The 19,690-nt window shown below is 35.0% G+C and carries 26 protein-coding genes; 10 read left to right on the top strand and 16 right to left on the bottom strand.

The window, feature by feature from the left end:
- Positions 1–69 precede the first annotated feature (69 nt).
- The 7 genes from ACVWNY_RS04865 to rpsP form a co-directional block, all read right to left on the bottom strand.
- Positions 70–969: an NAD(P)-dependent oxidoreductase gene (locus tag ACVWNY_RS04865; protein WP_218324692.1), complete on the bottom strand. Its 900-nt coding sequence runs from the start codon at positions 967–969 to the stop codon at positions 70–72.
- Positions 970–1,098: 129 nt separating this feature from the next.
- On the bottom strand, positions 1,099–1,446 hold the full coding sequence (gene rplS / locus ACVWNY_RS04860) for a 50S ribosomal protein L19 (RefSeq protein WP_218324655.1): 348 nt from the start codon (positions 1,444–1,446) through the stop codon (positions 1,099–1,101).
- A gap of 134 nt (positions 1,447–1,580) precedes the next feature.
- Positions 1,581–2,318 (bottom strand): tRNA (guanosine(37)-N1)-methyltransferase TrmD, encoded by a 738-nt coding sequence (gene trmD / locus ACVWNY_RS04855; RefSeq protein WP_218324820.1) that lies wholly within the window; start codon positions 2,316–2,318, stop codon positions 1,581–1,583.
- Positions 2,308–2,835 carry a ribosome maturation factor RimM gene (rimM, locus tag ACVWNY_RS04850; RefSeq protein WP_218324654.1) on the bottom strand — a complete coding sequence of 176 codons (528 nt, stop codon included), beginning with the start codon at positions 2,833–2,835 and terminating at the stop codon, positions 2,308–2,310. The genes trmD and rimM overlap by 11 nt, the downstream gene beginning before the upstream one ends.
- Positions 2,836–2,853: 18 nt before the next feature.
- Positions 2,854–3,648, bottom strand: a complete 795-nt coding sequence (locus ACVWNY_RS04845) for a hypothetical protein (protein ID WP_218324653.1) — start codon at positions 3,646–3,648, stop codon at positions 2,854–2,856.
- Positions 3,649–3,747: 99 nt separating this feature from the next.
- The gene (locus ACVWNY_RS04840; RefSeq protein WP_218324652.1) at positions 3,748–3,993 is read right to left on the bottom strand and encodes a KH domain-containing protein; all 246 of its coding nucleotides are present in this window, start codon (positions 3,991–3,993) and stop codon (positions 3,748–3,750) included.
- Positions 3,994–4,004: 11 nt separating this feature from the next.
- Entirely contained in the window at positions 4,005–4,280 is a 276-nt protein-coding gene (gene rpsP / locus ACVWNY_RS04835) for a 30S ribosomal protein S16 (RefSeq protein WP_438720307.1), read from the bottom strand.
- 194 nt (positions 4,281–4,474) lie between these two features.
- On the opposite strand from rpsP, the gene ACVWNY_RS04830 reads away from it, so the two are divergent.
- The gene (locus ACVWNY_RS04830) at positions 4,475–5,038 is read left to right on the top strand and encodes an NADPH-dependent FMN reductase (protein WP_454071790.1); all 564 of its coding nucleotides are present in this window, start codon (positions 4,475–4,477) and stop codon (positions 5,036–5,038) included.
- Positions 5,039–5,076: 38 nt separating this feature from the next.
- On the opposite strand, the gene ACVWNY_RS04825 is transcribed toward ACVWNY_RS04830, so the two are convergent.
- Both ACVWNY_RS04825 and ACVWNY_RS04820 read right to left on the bottom strand, forming a co-directional pair.
- Positions 5,077–5,598 carry a dihydrofolate reductase family protein gene (locus ACVWNY_RS04825; protein WP_454071789.1) on the bottom strand — a complete coding sequence of 174 codons (522 nt, stop codon included), beginning with the start codon at positions 5,596–5,598 and terminating at the stop codon, positions 5,077–5,079.
- Complete coding sequence (locus tag ACVWNY_RS04820; protein WP_438720309.1) at positions 5,599–6,177, bottom strand: DNA-3-methyladenine glycosylase I; 579 nt, start codon at positions 6,175–6,177, stop codon at positions 5,599–5,601.
- 109 nt (positions 6,178–6,286) lie between these two features.
- On the opposite strand from ACVWNY_RS04820, the gene ACVWNY_RS04815 reads away from it, so the two are divergent.
- The 5 genes from ACVWNY_RS04815 to ACVWNY_RS04795 are packed head-to-tail and all read left to right on the top strand — an operon-like array spanning position 6,287 to position 9,925.
- Positions 6,287–6,673: a GntR family transcriptional regulator gene (locus ACVWNY_RS04815; protein ID WP_454071788.1), complete on the top strand. Its 387-nt coding sequence runs from the start codon at positions 6,287–6,289 to the stop codon at positions 6,671–6,673.
- Positions 6,670–7,572 carry an ATP-binding cassette domain-containing protein gene (locus tag ACVWNY_RS04810; protein WP_218324646.1) on the top strand — a complete coding sequence of 301 codons (903 nt, stop codon included), beginning with the start codon at positions 6,670–6,672 and terminating at the stop codon, positions 7,570–7,572. The genes ACVWNY_RS04815 and ACVWNY_RS04810 overlap by 4 nt, the downstream gene beginning before the upstream one ends.
- A complete protein-coding gene (locus ACVWNY_RS04805; protein WP_454071787.1) occupies positions 7,565–8,767 on the top strand; it encodes an ABC transporter permease in 1,203 nt (400 codons plus the stop codon). Before ACVWNY_RS04810 ends, ACVWNY_RS04805 begins: the two co-directional genes overlap by 8 nt.
- An 18-nt stretch (positions 8,768–8,785) precedes the next feature.
- Positions 8,786–9,397: a VanZ family protein gene (locus tag ACVWNY_RS04800; RefSeq protein ID WP_218324644.1), complete on the top strand. Its 612-nt coding sequence runs from the start codon at positions 8,786–8,788 to the stop codon at positions 9,395–9,397.
- Positions 9,398–9,412: 15 nt separating this feature from the next.
- Positions 9,413–9,925, top strand: a complete 513-nt coding sequence (locus ACVWNY_RS04795) for a VanZ family protein (RefSeq protein WP_454071786.1) — start codon at positions 9,413–9,415, stop codon at positions 9,923–9,925.
- A gap of 51 nt (positions 9,926–9,976) precedes the next feature.
- Here ACVWNY_RS04795 and ffh read toward each other — a convergent pair whose 3' ends face one another.
- Genes ffh through ACVWNY_RS04780 form a run of 3 tightly spaced genes read right to left on the bottom strand, consistent with a single transcriptional unit; the run spans position 9,977 to position 12,201 of the window.
- Entirely contained in the window at positions 9,977–11,392 is a 1,416-nt protein-coding gene (gene ffh, locus ACVWNY_RS04790; RefSeq protein ID WP_218324642.1) for a signal recognition particle protein, read from the bottom strand.
- A 13-nt stretch (positions 11,393–11,405) separates the two neighbouring features.
- Positions 11,406–11,744, bottom strand: a complete 339-nt coding sequence (locus tag ACVWNY_RS04785) for a putative DNA-binding protein (protein ID WP_218324641.1) — start codon at positions 11,742–11,744, stop codon at positions 11,406–11,408.
- On the bottom strand, positions 11,734–12,201 hold the full coding sequence (locus ACVWNY_RS04780; RefSeq protein ID WP_454071785.1) for a 2-thiouracil desulfurase family protein: 468 nt from the start codon (positions 12,199–12,201) through the stop codon (positions 11,734–11,736). The genes ACVWNY_RS04785 and ACVWNY_RS04780 overlap by 11 nt, the downstream gene beginning before the upstream one ends.
- A gap of 172 nt (positions 12,202–12,373) precedes the next feature.
- On the opposite strand from ACVWNY_RS04780, the gene ACVWNY_RS04775 reads away from it, so the two are divergent.
- Positions 12,374–13,075 carry a response regulator transcription factor gene (locus ACVWNY_RS04775; protein WP_218324639.1) on the top strand — a complete coding sequence of 234 codons (702 nt, stop codon included), beginning with the start codon at positions 12,374–12,376 and terminating at the stop codon, positions 13,073–13,075.
- A complete protein-coding gene (locus ACVWNY_RS04770; RefSeq protein WP_218324638.1) occupies positions 13,072–14,811 on the top strand; it encodes a sensor histidine kinase in 1,740 nt (579 codons plus the stop codon). The genes ACVWNY_RS04775 and ACVWNY_RS04770 overlap by 4 nt, the downstream gene beginning before the upstream one ends.
- Before the next feature lie 40 nt (positions 14,812–14,851).
- On the opposite strand, the gene ACVWNY_RS04765 is transcribed toward ACVWNY_RS04770, so the two are convergent.
- Positions 14,852–15,730: a phosphate ABC transporter substrate-binding protein PstS family protein gene (locus ACVWNY_RS04765; protein WP_218324637.1), complete on the bottom strand. Its 879-nt coding sequence runs from the start codon at positions 15,728–15,730 to the stop codon at positions 14,852–14,854.
- 201 nt (positions 15,731–15,931) lie between these two features.
- Between ACVWNY_RS04765 and ACVWNY_RS04760 the strand changes: the two genes are divergently transcribed.
- Positions 15,932–16,132: a DUF4649 family protein gene (locus tag ACVWNY_RS04760; protein ID WP_218324636.1), complete on the top strand. Its 201-nt coding sequence runs from the start codon at positions 15,932–15,934 to the stop codon at positions 16,130–16,132.
- A gap of 38 nt (positions 16,133–16,170) precedes the next feature.
- Here the strand turns inward: ACVWNY_RS04760 and ACVWNY_RS04755 are convergent, their stop codons facing one another.
- A complete protein-coding gene (locus tag ACVWNY_RS04755; protein WP_218324635.1) occupies positions 16,171–17,337 on the bottom strand; it encodes a pyridoxal phosphate-dependent aminotransferase in 1,167 nt (388 codons plus the stop codon).
- Between the two features lie 236 nt (positions 17,338–17,573).
- On the opposite strand from ACVWNY_RS04755, the gene ACVWNY_RS04750 reads away from it, so the two are divergent.
- Entirely contained in the window at positions 17,574–17,939 is a 366-nt protein-coding gene (locus tag ACVWNY_RS04750; RefSeq protein WP_218324634.1) for a hypothetical protein, read from the top strand.
- 92 nt (positions 17,940–18,031) lie between these two features.
- On the opposite strand, the gene ACVWNY_RS04745 is transcribed toward ACVWNY_RS04750, so the two are convergent.
- Positions 18,032–18,295 carry a type B 50S ribosomal protein L31 gene (locus ACVWNY_RS04745; RefSeq protein WP_218324633.1) on the bottom strand — a complete coding sequence of 88 codons (264 nt, stop codon included), beginning with the start codon at positions 18,293–18,295 and terminating at the stop codon, positions 18,032–18,034.
- A 99-nt stretch (positions 18,296–18,394) separates the two neighbouring features.
- Positions 18,395–19,690: a transcription termination factor Rho gene (gene rho, locus ACVWNY_RS04740; protein ID WP_438720320.1), complete on the bottom strand. Its 1,296-nt coding sequence runs from the start codon at positions 19,688–19,690 to the stop codon at positions 18,395–18,397.

Here is a 19,690-nt window from a genome sequence, read left to right as displayed (position 1 = left end):
CAAAACATTCATATTGTACTAAGAATTACAGAAAGAAGCAAAACTTGAGTTTGAAATTTTTCACTATTATTAATCAGCTAAATAGCCTTCGATATTCAGGATGACTTTTTTTGCTAACCGTTCTTTTGCCAAGGAAGTCATGCCCGCATTTCGATTACTCACGAATACGTTGTCTAATTCTGTAATTGTTTCACCTACCGATGCTGCTGTATCACCCAATACAAAATTTCCTGGTTGCGCAAGCCACTGCTTAACTGCTCCATCGTCGTGACTAGGTGTTAGAGATACGTTAAACAATATCTTCTCGTTTCCAAACAATTGAAATTCTTGCTCTTTAAGCAACACTGTATTTTTACTTAAGCTGGTGATTAAAATATCCACTGTCGGTAATAATTGCTGTAATTCCAAATAGTTTATATCATATTTTTCTTCTAGTTCAATTTTTCTTGTTCGGCTGTAATAATAAACTTCTGAATTAAAAAAGCGAAATGTTTCTGCTAAAAGTGAGCCTAATGTTCCCATACCTAGTATGCCAACTTTTAATCCTGTCAGCTCTGTCGCATCATTCTTCCACATCGCAGGACCATTACCTTGTAATAATCCAACCAGTTCACTAATCACATATTCTTTCACACCTTCATCGCCATAATCACGAACACCTGTAACTGCGATCCCCATTTTTTCAGCAGTTAGAATATCGACATTCGCATTTTCTGGTGCATAAAGACTGCAACACATACCAATATATCTAATTTGCGGACAAGCTTCCAAGACTTCCTGATTTATTTCACTAGAAAAACTTAGCATTATACAATCAGCATCGCCAATTCGTCGGATAATCTCTTGCGAATCCTGCGGAATGTCCGAATAAAAAATACTTTCTGTCGCATATGCTTTTAATTTTTCATTCCACTCAGGAAGCAATTTTGTTGGTTCGATTGCTACCATTTTTCTGAACTGTTTAGTCATTCTGGGCTCCTTATTTGGATTGTTTTCGTTAGTATTCATTATAGCGATTTCATTTATCAATTGCTAATTTAGAAAAAAGAAAAAGCCTCAGATTTCTCTGAGACTTGACGTACATTTGTAAAACAAATATTAACGACGGATTTCTTTGATACGAGCTGCTTTTCCGTGAAGAGCACGCAAGTAATAAAGTTTCGCACGACGAACTTTACCATAACGAACAACTTCGATTTGCGCAACACGTGGAGTGTGAACTGGGAATGTCCGTTCAACACCAACACCGTTAGACATTTTACGTACAGTATAAGTTTCGCTGATGCCAGCGCCACGACGTTTAATAACTACGCCTTCAAATAACTGAATACGTTCACGGGTACCTTCCACAACTTTTGCGTGAACACGGACAGTGTCACCAGGGCGAAATGCAGGGATATCAGTACGTAATTGTTCTTGAGTTAATTCTTGAATCAATGGATTCATCTTTATCATTCTCCTTATTTCCAAACATTCTTAAGGAAAAACCTCAGCGGAATATCGTAATAGATGAGCTTACACTCACTCGAGTATCTTAACACAAATAAAAGAGCACTGTAAAGAGAATTTTCTTGTCAGAATCATTTTTCTTCAATTTTAATTTCTTCCAGCATTTTTTCCATTTCAGGTGTTAAGTCAAAATTCTCTAGCATATCTGGTCGACGTAAATAAGTCCGTCGCAAAGATTCTTTTAACTGCCATGCTTCAATTAGCTTATGATTTCCGTTGGTTAATACTTCAGGAACTTTCATTCCTTGAAAATCAGCTGGACGCGTAAATTGTGGGTGCTCCAACAACCCAGTAGAATGAGAATCTGTTTGAGCAGAATTTTTATTGCCTAATACTTCAGGTAATAAACGAACCGTCGCATCAATCATCACCATCGCTCCTAGTTCGCCACCAGTTAAAACATAATCTCCCAATGACACTTCATCAGTAACTAAACTGCGAATTCGTTCATCATAGCCTTCATAATGACCGCAAATAAAAATTAATTGCTCTTCTTGCGAAAATTCTTCTGCCATTTTTTGGTCAAATTGTTTGCCGGCAGGATCTAACAAGATCACTCGTCGATTTTTATTGGGAGTTTCTTCTTCAATTGCTTTTAAATTATTATAGATTGGTTGAACTTTTAAGAGCATACCAGCTCCGCCACCGTAAGGATAGTCATCGACTTGCTGGTGTTTATTATCAGAATACTCCCGAAAATTATGCAGTTTAATTTCTAATAATTCTTTTTCCACGGCTTTTCCAATAATTGATTCTCCCATTGGCCCTTCAAACATCCGAGGAAACAAGGTTAGCACATCAATCCGCATCATCTAACAACCCTTCAGGAATTTCTACATCTACCCGTTCATTTTCTAGATCTATTTTTTTTACGACTGATTCAATATAAGGAATTAAAGCATCTTTTTTTCCCTTGCGTTTGACTACCCAGACATCATTTGCTCCAGGAGACAGTATTTCAGTAATTTCTCCCAATTCTTGATTTTGTTCATCAAAAACTTTTAAACCAATAATTTCATGGTAATAAAATTCATTTTCCTCTAAATCAGTTAATTGATTTTCAGAAATTTTTAAGACACCATCTCGTAACGCTTCTGCTAAATTAATATTGTAAATCCCTTCAAAACTCAACAAATCAAAGTTTTTATGTTTTCGATGGTTCGTCACCGTTAATTTCGTTGGTTTTTTATCGTCTTCTCTAAAAAGATAAAGGGTTTCTCCAACTTGATACCGTTCATCTGGAAAGTCAGTCTGTGAAATTACTCGAACTTCACCTTGAACGCCATGAGTATTGACGATTTTACCGACAGTGTAATAATTTATCAAAATTTTCCCTACTTTCTATTATTGATTCATGGAGACAGCCATTTTTAAGCTATTCATAGTATTTTCATTACTGATTTTATAAACAGTGGTTCCTTCTTGCCAAGCAACTACATTTGAATGATAGTCACTACTATTTATCATAAAACTACCAGATCCAACATCTTTCGGCGCTGGTAAAAAAGCTTTCTCTAAGTATTCGACAATTTCTTTAGCTAAAGGTTGAGGATCTTCTCCCTCTAAATTGTTTGCCTGGATCGCCATCGACCAATTGCCTTCTTGCCAATTTAAATAAGTCGAACCTGCACCACTTTGTTGATGGCCGATAATATTATGACCTAAGTCAATTGCTTGACCACCTGCATCAGTATTGGGTGCGACATCATTTTTTGCTTCTTCTGTAGTATTATGAAGAATTCGTTGAAATTGTCCTATAGGTGTTGCATTTGATAATAATGGATCATTTAACGGAATTTGTTTATCTACTAAATAATAGGAAACCGTTAGCGTATTTTCCTCTTCACCAACTGCGATGGCGATTTCTTCAGTTGGATCAACTGAAGTGATCATTGGAAATCTTTCTCTTGGATAATGAGCTTGTAATTCAGTCATGGCTATATTATCACTAGTTTGGTTTTGACTTTTATTTACTTGATTGTCGTTGGAGATTGTTTCAGAGGTTTGTTGGCTATCCGCATTTGTCTGACTAGTTTCAACAGTTTTTTCTTTAGTAGAACTATTTTGACTATTCTCATCGTTGTTTTGACAAGCTGCAAATAAAAGTAACGTACTTGCCAATAAAAAATATTTTTTCATTGAAATCTCCTCCTGTATTTATTTTACCGTAAATACGTCCTAAACCAAATAAAAAACCTGACGCTAAAATCAAAAGACTTCGGCGTCAGGTTCATTCATTTATTTACCATCAACGATATTTAGACGAACTTTTTTGGGGCCAGTTGTTCGAACACTATAAACTAATGTACGAATAGCTTTCGCTACCCGACCTTGTTTGCCAATAATCCGTCCGATATCTTCTGGCGCAACCGTTAAGTTGTATTCGAAAAAGTCTTTGGATTCGTCAATTTCTAATTTTACTTCGTCTGGCTTAGTAACCAGTGGATGAACAATTGCTAAGACTAATTTTGTTAAATCTTGCATCTGACTTCACCTTATTTCTTTGTAAATTTAGCTTCGTGATGTTTTTGCATGATTCCTTCTGTAGAAAGGATATTACGAACTGTATCAGAAGGTTGCGCACCTTTTTGTAACCAGTTTAAAATATCTTCTTCTTTTAAAACGACTTCTGCAGGGTTTTTTAATGGGTTATATGTACCTACAGTTTCGATAAAACGTCCATCACGAGGAGAACGAGAATCAGCTACGACGATACGGTAAAAAGGTTTCTTTTTAGAACCCATACGTTTCAAGCGAATTTTTACTGCCATGTATTACTACACCTCCATATAATTAATCACAAGATGTAGTCTAACATGCTTTCAAACTCCTGTAAAGAGTTTTTTCTTTACAGCGTGAAAATACTTTAGTTATCACCTATTTATAATGGTGAGCTTATTGTTTGATTAAATTACTTATTTTTTGTAAGATAAATTTGTAATCGAAATTTAGGAGGAAATTATTCATGACAAAAAAAATTGGTTTTATCGTAGGTAGCTTAAGAAAAGACTCTTTCAACAAAATCGTTGCCAAAAAATTCGCGGAATTATTACCAGAAGGTTTTGAAGCAGAATTTATCGAAATCGGCGACCTTCCCCTTTACAACGAAGATTTAGATACTGAAGGAAATGTTCCTGCTGCATGGACTCGTTTCCGTAATGAAATGAAAAAAGTTGATGGTGTATTCTTCTTCACTCCTGAATACAACCGTTCAGTTCCTGCTGCATTAAAAAATGCTTTAGATGTTGGTTCTCGTCCTTATGGCGAAAGTATTTGGGGCGGCAAACCAGGTTTAGTTGTTTCTGTATCACCAGGTGCGATTGCTGGTTTTGGTGCAAACCATCACTTACGTCAAAGCTTAGTCTTCTTGGATGTACCAACATTACAACAACCAGAAGCTTACATTGGAGGCATTGCAAACTTAATTGATGAAAATGGAAATATTGATCAAGGTACAGTTGATTTCTTCAAAGTAATCATCGAAAAATATGTAACATTTTTCAACAACTTAGCTGCGTTTGAAGCTTAATATAAAAAAATAAAGCGAGTAACATTCAAGACCGAATGTTACTCGCTTTTTTTCTTTAAATGTAACTCCGCAAATTGTCCAAATTGACGGGTTTCTACTAAAGTAAATTGCTGTTTTCGTTCTTGCGTTAAAAATAAGGGAATTCCTGAGCCTAATAGAATTGGAACAATCTGAATCCACCATTCATCAATTAGTTCGGCTGCCAATAATTCTTTAACCAGACTGGCGCCACCCACAACCCAAATGATTTTATTTGCGGGTAAATTTTGAACAAATCTAACCGGATCCCCTGAAATCAATTCAAACCCATCTATTAAATCTAGAGGCTGATGACTAAAAACAAAATTTTCAGTGTCAGGATAGAAATTGACTGTACCCATCTCTGCTTGTGCTCCTTGATAAGTCTTTCGACCCATCATAGTATAATCCATGCTTTGATAAAATCTCTCATAATCATCAGAATTATCTCCTGGATTCGTAGTTAACCACTCTAATGAATGATCCTGATCAGCCAAATAGCCATCTAAACTGATAGCACCATAAAAGACAACTCTTGCCATTTAGAAATTCCTCTCTAATTCTTTTACCTCACGATATCGAAAACAAGCGATTTCGTGATCATTTATTATGCCGACAGCTTGTAAGAAAGCATAAATGGTAGTTGAGCCAACAAATTTAAAGCCTTTTTTCTTCATATCCTTCGTAATTTCATCTGATAATTCGTTGGATACAGGAACCTCAGTGATATTTTTTCGCTTGCCATCAATCACCTTTCCTTGCGTAAATTCCCAAATATAATCTGAAAAACTTAATCCACCAGCTTCCATCTCCAAGACTTTTTGCGCATTATTAATCGCTGCTTCTATTTTTCTGCGATTGCGGATGATTCCTGCATCTTGCATTAACTCTGTAATTTTAGCCTCATCATAATGAGCAATTTTTTCAATGTTGAAATTATCATAAGCGGCATCAAAATTATCTGATTTATTCAATATTGTTGACCAACTTAATCCAGCTTGATTCATATCCAGAATTAATTTGCGGAATAATTTTTGACTATCATAAACCGGCACGCCCCATTCTTCATCATGATATTTTTCTTCACTTTTACTGCTGTTAGCCCACATACATCTGTGCATTTTTTCCACCTCATTTTCTTTAGTGTACCAGAAATTTCAAAAAAAAGATTGCGCCACTCAAGTGTACTATGTATACTAGTACACATAAAATAATAGAAGGAGATTCCAGATGGTTAAAATAAATAAAAATAGCCATAAAGCCTATTATGAACAACTTGTCTTGGGTATTAAAGAAGATATTCTTCAAAATATTTTGCAGCCTGGAGATCGCATTCCTTCTGTTCGTGAAATGGCCAAACAATTATTAATGAATCCCAATACAGTGAGTAAAGCCTATAAAGTTCTTGAGGCTGAACAAGTTTTAATCATCGTCAAAGGTAAAGGAACTTTTGTCCGGGAAAACAGTAAACTTCCTCGAAATGAACAAAAGATCCAACAATTAAAAGAGCAGATTGGCGATTTAGTCGTAGAGGCAAAACATTTACAAGTTACTTCAGAAGAATTAATTGGTTGGATACAACAAGAAGAAGACAAACTAGGAGGACCTAATCGATGATGATACACGGATTATATAAAACAATTAATCAGCAAATTGTGCTAGAAGATATTCATTTTACATTAACTCAAAATGAAATTGTTGGTCTGATTGGTCGAAATGGTTCAGGAAAAACCAGTCTCTTTCGTTTATTAGCTGGCTACTATTTACCTGACTCAGGGGATATTCAAATTAATCAACAATCCATTTACCAAGAGCCGACAATCAAAGAGCAAATTTTTTTTATTGACGAAAAGGAAAATTTTTTAAATACTTATTCCCTTAAAAAGATTAATGCTTTTTATCGTTTAAACTATCAAAACTTTGATCAAGATTTATTTTTGCAATTGACTCACCAATATGACTTATCACTTCAACTAAATTACCGTCAATTATCGAAAGGCATGCAAGGTTTGTTTCAAATGATTCTGGCGATTTGTTCCAACGCAACTTATTTATTACTAGATGAACCTTTCGATGGTTTAGACGTTATTGTTCGTAAGCAGGTCATTGGATTATTACTAGAGCATTTAAGTGAAAAAAATCGGACTGCTTTGATTGCTTCCCACAACTTAAGTGAATTAGAAGGATTAATTGATCGAGCATTACTTTTAAAAGACAACAAGATTAATAAAGAATACTGTCTGGAAAATATGCGAGAAACAGCTAAAAAAATCCAGCTGGTATTTAAAACCAAGAAAATCCCGGTAATTGTCAAAGAAAATTCTAAACTGATTAATTTTCAAGGTCGGGTGATTACTGTTGTTTTTGAACATTACACTCCAGAATTAGCTGATCAAATAAAAGCTTATGATCCTTTAGTTTTTGAAGAATTACCATTATCTTTAGAGGATTTATTTGAAGCAAATTTAAATGCGCCCCAGAAAAAAATTTTAGATAGGAGTATCTCAAATGGTTAAATCGATTTATTTTGAACGGTATAAAAAACCACTGATCGCCTTTTGCCTGCTGATTATCGGAATTTGTTTAGTCAATGCGAAATTTCAGAGTGACTCTTGGCATCAATCCTACACCCATTACACAGAGGACTCACAAGCTAAACAAAATTTTGAAGATTTTCAAACAGAATACTCCTACTGGGATGACAAATCTCAAAATAATCGAAATTACCAGAATTTCCAAGAATATATTGATTCTAATTTGTATGTCTATCAGCCAGCAACGAACATGTATAATCCATTGAAAATTCCCGCTGCAACAGACTATGAATCACATGAAACCTATATTACTAATACAACAAATTATTCTTCAATTTTATTATTCCTAGTACCTTTAGCTGGTTTTTTACTTTTTTTCTTGGACACAAAAACAGGTTTCAATCATTTTCTTTTCTCTCTGCCAGTGACCAGAAAAGAATTATTTATAAAAAAACTTATCTATATTGGTGGACCGATATTATTAGCAGTTCTAGCGGGACAATTTCTTTATGCTGTATTGATCCATAATATGATTCCAGCACCTTATATGAATGCCACATTAGGTCAACTTTTTGTTTCAGTTATCAATTATTTTTTCTTAATTTCGACAATATTTTTTGTCAGTACTTTTATTGGCTCAATGGTAGGTAATCTAGCTTTTGGGCCCTTGACTTGGTTGGTTTTTTGGCTTTTCACCTATTCTTTCCCTAATGCCATCTCTGCTATTTTTGAAACCATTTCGATTAGTCAAAATAACACACCTTCGATACCTAGTAACTTATTTATCACCACAGTTGGAAAAACAGGTGGTTATTTATCGATGAGTCTGCTCTTTATATTGCTCAGTTTAGGCTTCTTAACTTGGGGATATAAAAAATATCAGACAATCAGCCTAGAAAATGATGGTAACTATCTACTCAATCAAGAATCTCGCTGGCCCATATGGATTTTCATGACTAGCTTTTGTACATTCATTTTAGGAAATACTTTTTTTAGTCCTTGGTATTCATATTATATCAGCCGCTCAATTGGTGAAATCTATTCAGTTTGGCGTCCAATCGGAATTAGTTTATTGATTTTAATCTTAGTTGGTTTGACTTGTTATGTGGTGGTTTTCTTTTCAACCATCAAAGAAAAATATGCTTCAAGAAGAAAACAGATAATTCACTCAGAATGATTTTGGGAGGGATACTCCATGTTTTTAGAGATTCTTTTTACCTTATATCAGATTTTTTGTATTTTTCTTCCATGCCTTATTTATCAATGGATCTATTTACGAAAAAATATTGATCCAATTCCCTTATCTCGATTAGTTTGGCGTTATATTTTTATTTTTTATCTTTATTTAGTCATCAATATCACTGGTGTTGGAACACTTTGGGATATTTTAAGCTATCCAGAAATTATCAGAATTGACGAAATTAGTTTAGTCCCTTTTCAGGCTAGTAGTTTGATGACAAATATATTGAATGCTTTCATGTTTATGCCCTTAGGTTTTTTGTTGCCACTGATCTGGAAAAAGTATCGTCAGTGGTTCACTTCAACTTCCTTGGCCTTTGGATTTTCATTAATGATTGAATTATTGCAACTATTTAATCGTCGGGTGACTGATATTAATGATTTGATGATGAATACCTTAGGTGCTTTTTTAGGTTTTCTTATGTGGAGAGGAGGGCAATGCTTAATAAACCAAGAGAGTAAAGAAATTATGGCATTTAACAAACATGAAGCTGCTAGTTATATTTTTCTTAGTTTGATAGGAACGTTCTTTTTATACAATTGGCGCTTTTTCTTGCGTTTTTTATAGAGGAGGGCATTTTTAATGAATACAAAAAGAAATGGCAAAATACTACTGACAGTCTACTTAATTGTTCTCGTCTGGATTTTACTTTTTAAACTCGCTCTTTCTTTACCTGGAATTATTCAATCGTTCAATACGCAACGCAGTCTTAACTTGATCCCTTTCCAAGGCTCAACAATTATTAATGTGAAAATTGGTTTTTTAGAAATTTTCTATAATTTTTTAATCTTCCTTCCTTTTGGTGGTTTACTGTCTGTTTCCAGTAAACGAACCTCATTTTTAGAAAAAACAATGCTGATGATCGCTTTTAGTTTAACCATTGAAATTCTACAGTTTATTTTAGGTATTGGGGCATCTGATGTGACCGATTTATTGATGAATGCTTTAGGGGGGATAATGGGTTTGCTGATTTATCGTTTATTATTACGTTCATTTCCTGAGATAAAATTAGACAAGTTTTTAGTTATGCTTGGTAGTGTAATTTTCGTACTTTGTTTGGCTTTCGTTGCCTTTATTATTATTTACAACTTATAAAAAAAAAAAAATGGGGCATCCAGATAAGATGCTCCATTTTTTCACTTCAATCTATTTACGTTTCTTTTTCTTCTTCTTATTTTTCTTCACCATCCGGTTCATGGCCATCTTACCCATTTTACCTTTGATTCCTGAGCCAAACATTTGGTCCATTCCTGCTGGCATCGAGCCCTTAGACATTTGTTGCATCATTTTACGAGATTCTTTAAATTGTTTAATCATTCGATTAACTTCAACCACAGAATTTCCTGAACCTGCTGCAATTCGACGACGGCGACTTGGATTTAATAAATCAGGATCTTCCCTTTCGGCTTTCGTCATTGAATAGACCATTGCTTTTTTTCGTTCCACATCTTTTGGATCAACTTGAATATTTTCGATTCCAGGCATTTGATTCATTCCTGGAATCATTTTGATTAAATCTTCAATTGGTCCCATGCCCATTACTTGATCTAATTGTTCGATAAAGTCATTAAAATCAAAGCTATTTTCCTTCATCTTACGCGCAAGTTCTTCAGCCTTTTGTTCATCATAATCTTGCTGCGCTTTTTCAATTAAAGTCAGCATGTCCCCCATCCCTAAAATCCGAGAAGACATACGATCTGGATGGAATACTTCTAAATCAGTTAGTTTTTCACCAGAACCAATAAATTTAATTGGCGCACCAGTCACTGACCGAATTGATAGTGCTGCACCACCACGAGTATCCCCATCTAATTTAGTAATAACAACCCCAGTGATACCTAATTGTTCATTAAAGCTTTCTGCTACATTGACTGCATCTTGTCCAGTCATCGCATCGACAACTAATAAAATTTCGTTTGGATTAGCCAATTCTTTGATTTGTTTTAACTCATCCATCAGCGTTTCATCAATATGTAAACGACCAGCGGTATCGATCAAAACATAGTCATTTTTCTTTTCGCGGGCTAATTCCATCCCTTGACGCACGATTTCAACTGGACTAACATCTGTTCCCATATCAAAAACGGGTACATCTAACTGTTGTCCTAAAACTTTTAATTGATCAATCGCCGCGGGACGATAAACGTCTCCAGCAATCATTAATGGTCGGGCATTTTCATTTTTTATTAGATAATTTGCCAATTTTCCAGCAAAGGTTGTCTTACCAGCCCCTTGCAAACCAGCCATCATAATTACCGTTGGAATCTTAGGTGATTTTTCTAGACCGACAGTTTCAGAGCCTAAAGTTTTAGTCAATTCTTCATCAACAATTTTGACGATTTGTTGTGCTGGAGATAAGCTGTCTAAAACTTCTTGGCCTAAAGCCCGTTCCCGTACATCTTTTGTAAAGCGTTTCACAACTTGCAAGTTAACATCGGCTTCTAATAAAGCCAAACGGATTTCTCGCATCATTTCGGTAATATCTGATTCAGTAATTTTACCTTTTCTTCTTAATTTACTCATCGCCTGTTGCAGACGTTCGGTTAAACTTTCAAATGCCATTTATTTTCTCCTTCTATTCATCTAAATCTTGTAATTCCTTGATATCACTAGCTAAATGCTCATCTTTTGGATAATGTTCGCTGACATACGTTTCAAGACGTTCTAACACATCTTGTCGTACCATATAGTCAGAAAACAAAGATAGCTTGCGTTCATATTCTTCTAAGATTTTTTCTGTCCTTTTGATATTATCATAAACTGCTTGTCGACTCACGCCATATTCTTCAGCAATTTCTCCTAAAGAAAAATCATCGGCATAATACAGTTCCATATAATTCATCTGCTTTTCTGTCAGTAATGTTGCATAGAATTCAAACAGTGCATTCATACGGTTCGTTTTCTCAATTTCCATTTAAGACACCCTCTAACTGACTTTCTTCTGAATATATTTTAATTCCATGATTGATGAAATAAGCTGTTGCAACACCTACACCGTTTATTTTTGTCCCTGAAAAAGTGCCATCATAAATTTTTTTACTGCCACAAGACGGACTGCGTTCTTTTAAAATTAATTCAGTTATTTGTTGCTTTTCTAGCCTTTCATAGGCACAAATTGCACCTTGCTTGAAAGATTCTGTCACATCTTGACCGTTTTTATCGATTACTCTAGCTTCTTCTTGCCAGACATCAAAGCCATCTCCGCCAACAATTTCTGCTGGTGTTCGTGGTGTTGACATCTCTCCTAAAACTTCTGGACAGATTAAAACTGCTTCATGGTCAGCTAAATAATCTTTAATTTGCTTGATTTCATTATGGTTACCATCATAACGACAAGCAATTCCCGCCAAGCACGAACTAATTCCTAACATAAGCTCCTCCAATCCGATAAAAAAGGTGACAAAACTGCCTATTCATTATACCATTTATTCATAGTAGTAAATAGTCCTACAAGGAATGAAAAGAAAACAACATTGATTTTTCATTTTTCAGATTTAAAATTAATAAGCGAACAATAATTTATATATTTAAAAGGAGAACCTAATGAAACATATACTGGTTGTTGACGATGAACCGTCAATTGTTACACTATTAACCTTTAACCTTGAAAAAGAGGGTTATCAGGTTACTTCAGCAGAAGATGGTTTGATTGGTTATGAACTAGCTTTAGCAGAAAACTATGACTTTATCATTTTAGATGTCATGCTGCCTTCAATGGATGGTTTAGAAATTGCAAAGAAATTACGACAAGAAAAAATTGACACGCCAATACTAATGCTGACAGCTAAAGATGAGGCAATTGATCGAATTTTAGGGTTAGAGATTGGTGCAGATGATTACTTAACCAAACCTTTTTCTCCAAGAGAAGTTTTGGCCCGGATGAAAGCTATTTTCCGTCGGATCGAGCCTAGACGGGAAAAAGAAGATACTACTCACGAATATTTAACTGCCGGTGAAATTCAAGCTGATTTAAGCAATTATCAAGTCACCGTTCGTGGCGAAAAAATTGAATTAACTCCTAAAGAATTTGAGCTGTTGGTATATTTTATGAAGCGTAAAAATCGAGTCATTGACCGAGATACTTTGTTAGATCGCATCTGGCAGTATGATTTTTCTGGTCAAAGTCGAATTGTTGATGTACACGTCTCACATTTACGGGAAAAAATCGAAGCCGATCCAAAACATCCGCAATATCTACAAACTGTTCGTGGCTTTGGATATAAATTTCAGGTACCGGAACAATGAAACGCAGACAACTAGACTATGTTGTTTTATTACTCATCATTGGGCTATTATTTTTTGGCAGCTGGCGTTTAGCAAATCGATTTTATACCAATCAATTAATTAGCCAACAGGAACAAACGCTAGAAGAAAATGGTCGCGTTTTATCTACTCAACTGGATTTAAATAATTTAACTGATGAAAAAAATCAGCAAACCATTGATCAATTTTCACAAGAAACAGAAGAAAGAATTACTTTATTGGATGCTGATGCAAAAATTATCTATGATACTTTTGATCACAGTCTACACGACAGTCGGAGTAATCGGCCTGAAATAAAGTCTGCCATTGATGGTAATAGTGTCGGCTCTGCTGTCCGCTATAGTGTTACTTTAAAAGAAAATTTGCTCTATACTGCTCAGCCGATAAATCAACAAAATCAAATGGTGGGGATTATTCGAATTGCGAAACCAACAGCTGTTTTCGAAGAGCAAACGCAAAATTTCCGTCGCTCCATTTTCTTTGTCTTTTTACTTTTTTATTTAGTCATCTATAGCATTATTTTTTATTTAATCTATCAACGTAATCGACCTATCCAAGCGGTCCTACCCGTATTAAAGCGAATGGTCGAGCAACCTGATAAAAGCAATTATGTCATGCAAAACTCTTCTCAGTGGCAGGAATTATATCTGACCATCAATGAATTAGGGGAACAAATTAATCAGACATATGCTGCCTATACTTCAACTGAGGAACAATTTACTACCTTGTTTCATGAGTTAATGATTGGGGTTTTCATGATTGATACTGAAGGAAAAATCGTTATGATGAATCCAACGATGGAAGAGATGTTACAAGTTGCTGGTGCGGAAAATCATTTCTATTGGGATGTTTTTAAAGACAATAAAATGATTCAATTAATTCAGCAAACACTTGTCGAAAAAAAACAGATTTATGAAGAAATTACTTTACAAGAACCCTCGCAACTTAGCTTAGAAGTGCGTATGCGTTATTTAGAAAATTTAGTCAATGGTGATCAGATTATGGCTACTGTTTATGACCTAACCCATGTCCGTAATTTAGAAAAAATTCAACGGGATTTTGTGGGTAATGTCTCCCATGAATTGAAAACGCCAGTGACTTCACTAATTGGTTTTACAGAAACCCTATTAGATGGCGCAAAAGAGGATCCTGAACTAACCACTCAATTTCTGGAAATTATCGAAAAAGATGCCAAACGTTTGCAACATTTAATTACTGATATCATCGAACTTTCTAAAGACAGCACCCATTTATCTGATCAGTGGCAAACGATTGATTTAGATTTATTTTTACAACAGCAAGTCGATTTGTATAATCATCTATTAAAACAAAAAAATATTTCAGTATCCATCGATAAAAAAGGCCCAGCACTTTTCCAAACACAATTAACTTTCTTCCAGCCAATTGTCAAAAATTTACTGGAAAATGCGATTCAATATTCTTCACAAGATAGTCAAATTATCATAAGTTATGATAATGCCAATGACCCTTTAATTTTGAAAATTCAAGATCAAGGCGTCGGTATCAGTCAAGCGGATCAAGAACGTATTTTTGAAAGATTTTATCGAGTCGATAAAGACCGTAGTCGCCATTCTGGCGGTACTGGTTTAGGGTTAGCTATCGTAAAAGAATATAGTGAAATCCTTGGCGGCACCGTCAACATTGACAGCCATCCTCAACTAGGCTCAACTTTTATTGTAACTCTACCAAAACATTAAAAAAGGACTGTTAGATTTTTTCTAACAGTCCTTTTTCATATTATTGATTTGTTACATTACCCTCTGCATCACGTTCCACTTTCATTTCTGTGATTGGCAGATAACCTAATTTTTTGACTGGTCCATTTTGGATTTCATCAGTTGTCATATAATCCATGAAATCTTTCAATGCGCCTTTAGGTTCACCATTAGTATACATATGCTCATATGACCAAATTTTCCAGTCGTTTGTTTCAATATTTTTAGCATTAGCAGTGATACCATCAACTTTCAACGCTTGTAAACTATCATCTAAATAAGAAAGTGCTAGGTAGCTGATTGCCCCAGGTGTATCGCCAACAATTTTTTTCACAGTTCCTGAAGAATCCTGTTCTTGTGCCTTGATTGGCTCTTGTCCATCTAAAGCAAATTCTTCAAAAGTTGCCCGTGTACCACTTCCAGAAGCGCGATTAATCACGTTAATTTCTTGATCTTTTCCACCAAGTTCTGACCAATTAGTAATTTTACCCGTAAAGATATCAATTAATTCTTGTTTCGACACGTCTTCAACGCCTACATCTTTATTTACTACTGGAGCAAATCCTACAACAGCAACTTTATGATCGACTAATTTGCTAGCATCGACACCTTCACCGGCTTCAGCAAAAATATCTGAATTACCTATCTCAACAGCACCGCTATTAATTTGACTTAAACCAGTCCCACTTCCGCCACCTTGGACCGAAATTTGAACATTCGGATGTTCTGCTACGTAACTTTCTTGAGCAGCATCAACTAATGGTTGTAAAGCTGTTGATCCAACTGCAGTAATTTTAGCTGCCTCATCACCACCACTGCTATCCTGACTAGAATCATTACTACTTCCACAACCTGCTAATACAAGTCCTGATACAAATAACGTTAAAAATAATTTCTTCATCATTAATCTCCTTAACATTTCGACTGTCTTCGTCTTATTTGAAAAAGTCGTTTCTTTATTACAAAAACAACTTTAACAAAGCTTTGTAAATGAAGAATTGTTTTAAGGTAAAGCTCTCGTAAAGATATGTAAATTTTTAGTAAAGACAAAATAAAAGTCATTTTCCTAGTTTTGACGTACAATATTTTCGAGGTGAGGAAAATGCTTATCATTTATTATTTTATCGACGATACTGTTACTAAAAAAGCTTATCAAAATGCAGCGGATTTCATTGGTGCGCAATTAAAAGAAGTCCCCGATTTAGAAGATTACTATCGAATTGATAAAGTGATTTTAGCCGACCAAGAATTAACGCTGAAAAATAAAACTATCGGTGGCTTGTTCGATCATTTGAATAAATAAAAAATAAGGTTGCGACATCTAAATCGCAACCTTATTTCTTATTTCCCTAAATATTCAGTTAGTCGTTTTACCGCTTCTTCTAAATCTTCCATCGATGCAGCATAACTCAAACGGACATATCCTTCTCCTTCAGGACCAAAAGCACTTCCTGGGATTAACGCCAGTTTATTTTTCTTTGCTAAATCCAAACAGAAATCCATGGCATTCAACTGGATATCAGCAGGTATTTTTGCAAATAAATAAAATGCCCCTGATGGACGAGCCACATCAAATCCTAAATCCGTCATAGCTTGATACAAATAATCTCTTCTAGCTTTGTATTCTACCCGCATAATTTCACCATCGCGAATACCCTCAATTAAAGCCTCAACTGCAGCCATTTGAGAAATCGTAGATGCTGCTGTAACTAAATATTGATGGACCTTTATAATTTGATCGGTTAATTCTTTCGGTGCACAAATAAATCCGATTCTCCAACCAGTCATTGCATGAGATTTAGACAACCCATTAATAACGATAGTTTGATCGCGCAAGTATTTCCCAAATGAAACATGCTCACCTTCGTAATTCAATTCACTATAAACTTCATCACTTAGCACAAAGACTGAATATTTTTTCAAAGTTTCTGCCAAGACTCGTACTTCTTGATCGTTATAAGCAACCCCAGTTGGATTAGACGGTGATGTCATGATAATCGCTTTTACTTTATCACCATGCTCTGCCATTGCTGCTTCTAATTTTTCTGGCGTCAAAACAAATCCACTATCTCGTGTGTCAATCGCAACTAGCTCAGCGCCAGCCAAAGTAACAATCGGTTCGTAGCCAGGATAAGTTGGCGCCGTAATCAGCACTTTGTCTCCCGGATTCAAAATCGCCAATAAGCTAGCAGAAATTGCTTCTGTGGCACCGACTGTAACTAAGATTTCATTCTCAGGATTGTAATGTAAATCATATTTCTCTTTGAAAAATTGACTAACACCTTCACGAACGTTCACTAAACCAGCCATACCACTATAATGACTGTAATTATTTTCAATCGCATCTTGTCCTGCTTTTTTAACATGCCCTGGTGTATTGAAATCTGGTTCACCTAAAGTCAATTTTAACATCCCAGGAATTTGTGATACTTCCTGATCAAATTGACGAATCAACGATACTTCAATCTTATAAACATTATCATTAAATCTATCCTGTAATTTATTCATAAAAACCCTCCATTTCTAATCATATTATCACAATAAAAAAGATAGTAAAGATTCAATTTCTTTTTTTCAATTCAAATAGAAATAGTTATTAAAATATCGCAAAATTTCCTTATCACTAAGATTCAATGGAAGAAAAATAAAATAACTTTAATTATCTATCATCATTCTTATCTGAAGATTGAATAATGATATTAGTAACTATAAAATAACAATATAATTACTATTAGGAGATAAATATGCTATTTTATAATAAAGTATGGTCGCTTTCTTTTATCTACTTTTTAATTCCCTATTGCCATCTAGCTTTAGCTATTGACTACCAATACCATTCATTGATAGGTATTTTCGCTGCTTTATTTATCGTCTCCATATTAGGATTTTTTGCTGGTAAAACCAATTATGTTTTCCATTTATTACTAGGTAACTTTATCAATCTGATTCTTTCTTACCTAATTATTCTATTAGAAACAAAATTCGTTGTTGCTTATGACAATAGCTTTTTAAATATTTCTGTTTTGTACAGTTTATTCTTAATAGCACAATTAATCAGTTGCTTTTGGGGCAAACTGTTTAGGAGTGAAAAAAAAGGCTTACTAAAGTAGCAAAAATAAATAATTATTCAAAAAAAAAGAGCTTTCCTGTTGCCAGGAAAGCTCTTTGATTATTGTCATAAAAACAATCGCGAATAATTGAATTATTCTGCAGCGTTTGTATCTTTGAGACCGTATTTTTTGTTGAAACGATCGACACGTCCATCTGCTTGTGTGAATTTTTGACGTCCAGTATAAAATGGATGTGAGTCAGAACTTGTTTCAACACGAATAACAGGATAAGTATTGCCATCTTCCCATTCGATTGTTTCTTGTGAAGATTTTGTAGAACCTGACAAGAATTTGAAACCAGTCGTTGAATCCATAAATACAACTGGGTGATATTCTGGGTGAATTCCTTGTTTCATCTTTTTTTCGCTCCTTTGCCCTGAATCATTTGCTGAATCAGAGTTATTTTTGCATTTTCGCAACAGATATATACTATCATGAAAAATTCAGCAATGCAATTATCTTTTCATATTTTTTCGTGGGGCGCGACTACCAAATGAAACATCTTTGAAAGCTTCAAAAAAGGCTTCATTATTATTGGTTTTACGTAGAAACTGAATAAATTGTTGGGTATATTCCAAAGAATCTCCCACCATATTTTTACGAATTTTCCAAATTTCTTCTAAGTGTTCTGGTGCCATCAGCAACTCTTCTTTTCGGGTACCAGATTTTTTAATATCAATTGCTGGGAAGACGCGACGTTCAGATAATTCACGTGATAATTGTAACTCTAAGTTCCCAGTTCCTTTAAACTCTTCATAGATAACGTCATCCATACGGCTACCTGTATCAACTAAAGCTGTAGCTAAGATTGTTAAACTACCGCCTTCTTCAATGTTTCGTGCCGCGCCAAAGAATTTCTTTGGTTTAAATAAAGCATTAGGATCAATACCGCCGCTCAAAGTCCGGCCACTTGGCGGTACTACTAAATTATAAGCCCGAGCCAAACGGGTAATACTATCCATTAAAATCACGACATCGCGTTTGTCTTCAACTAAGCGCATTGCTCTTTCTAGCACCAATTCAGAGACACGCGTGTGATTACTTGGTTGTTGATCAAATGTTGAATAGACAACGTCACCTTTAATGCTACGTTCTAAATCAGTTACTTCTTCCGGACGTTCATCAATCAATAGCACAATTAATTCAACTTCTGGGTAGTTATCTGTAATACCATTGGCAATTTCTTTTAACATAGAAGTTTTACCAGCTTTCGGTGGTGCAACAATTAATCCTCGTTGACCAAATCCAACTGGTGCAAATATATCAATCATTCGAGTAGATAAACGGCCACCGGTTGTTTCTAGCGTCATATGACGGTTGGGATAAAGCGCGGTTAAGGCTGGAAAATGAGGACGTTCTTTAGCTTCTTCAGGATCCTTACCGTTAACTGATTCTACGTGCATTAATCCGTAATAACGCTCTGATTCTTTTGGTGGACGGGCTTTTCCGGCAACTTTATCGCCATTTCTTAATCCAAAACGACGAATTTGCGAAGAAGAAATATAAATATCTTCCGCACTTGGCCCATAATTAATTGGACGTAAAAAGCCGTAGCCTTCTTGTCCGACAATATCCAAGACACCTTCCATATAAAAGAAGCCTTGCTTTTCAGCTTGGGCACGAATAACTGCCAAAGCCAATTCTTTTTTATTCATTTTATTGTAATACGGAATCTTGAACTGGCGCGCATAACCATAAATATCTTTTAGAGTTTTGTTTTCCAGTTCAGCCATTGTTAAATAGTCGCTCAT

Source organism: Enterococcus sp. JNUCC 77 (assembly GCF_054819945.1).
This window is presented reverse-complemented; position numbering and strand designations above follow the sequence as displayed.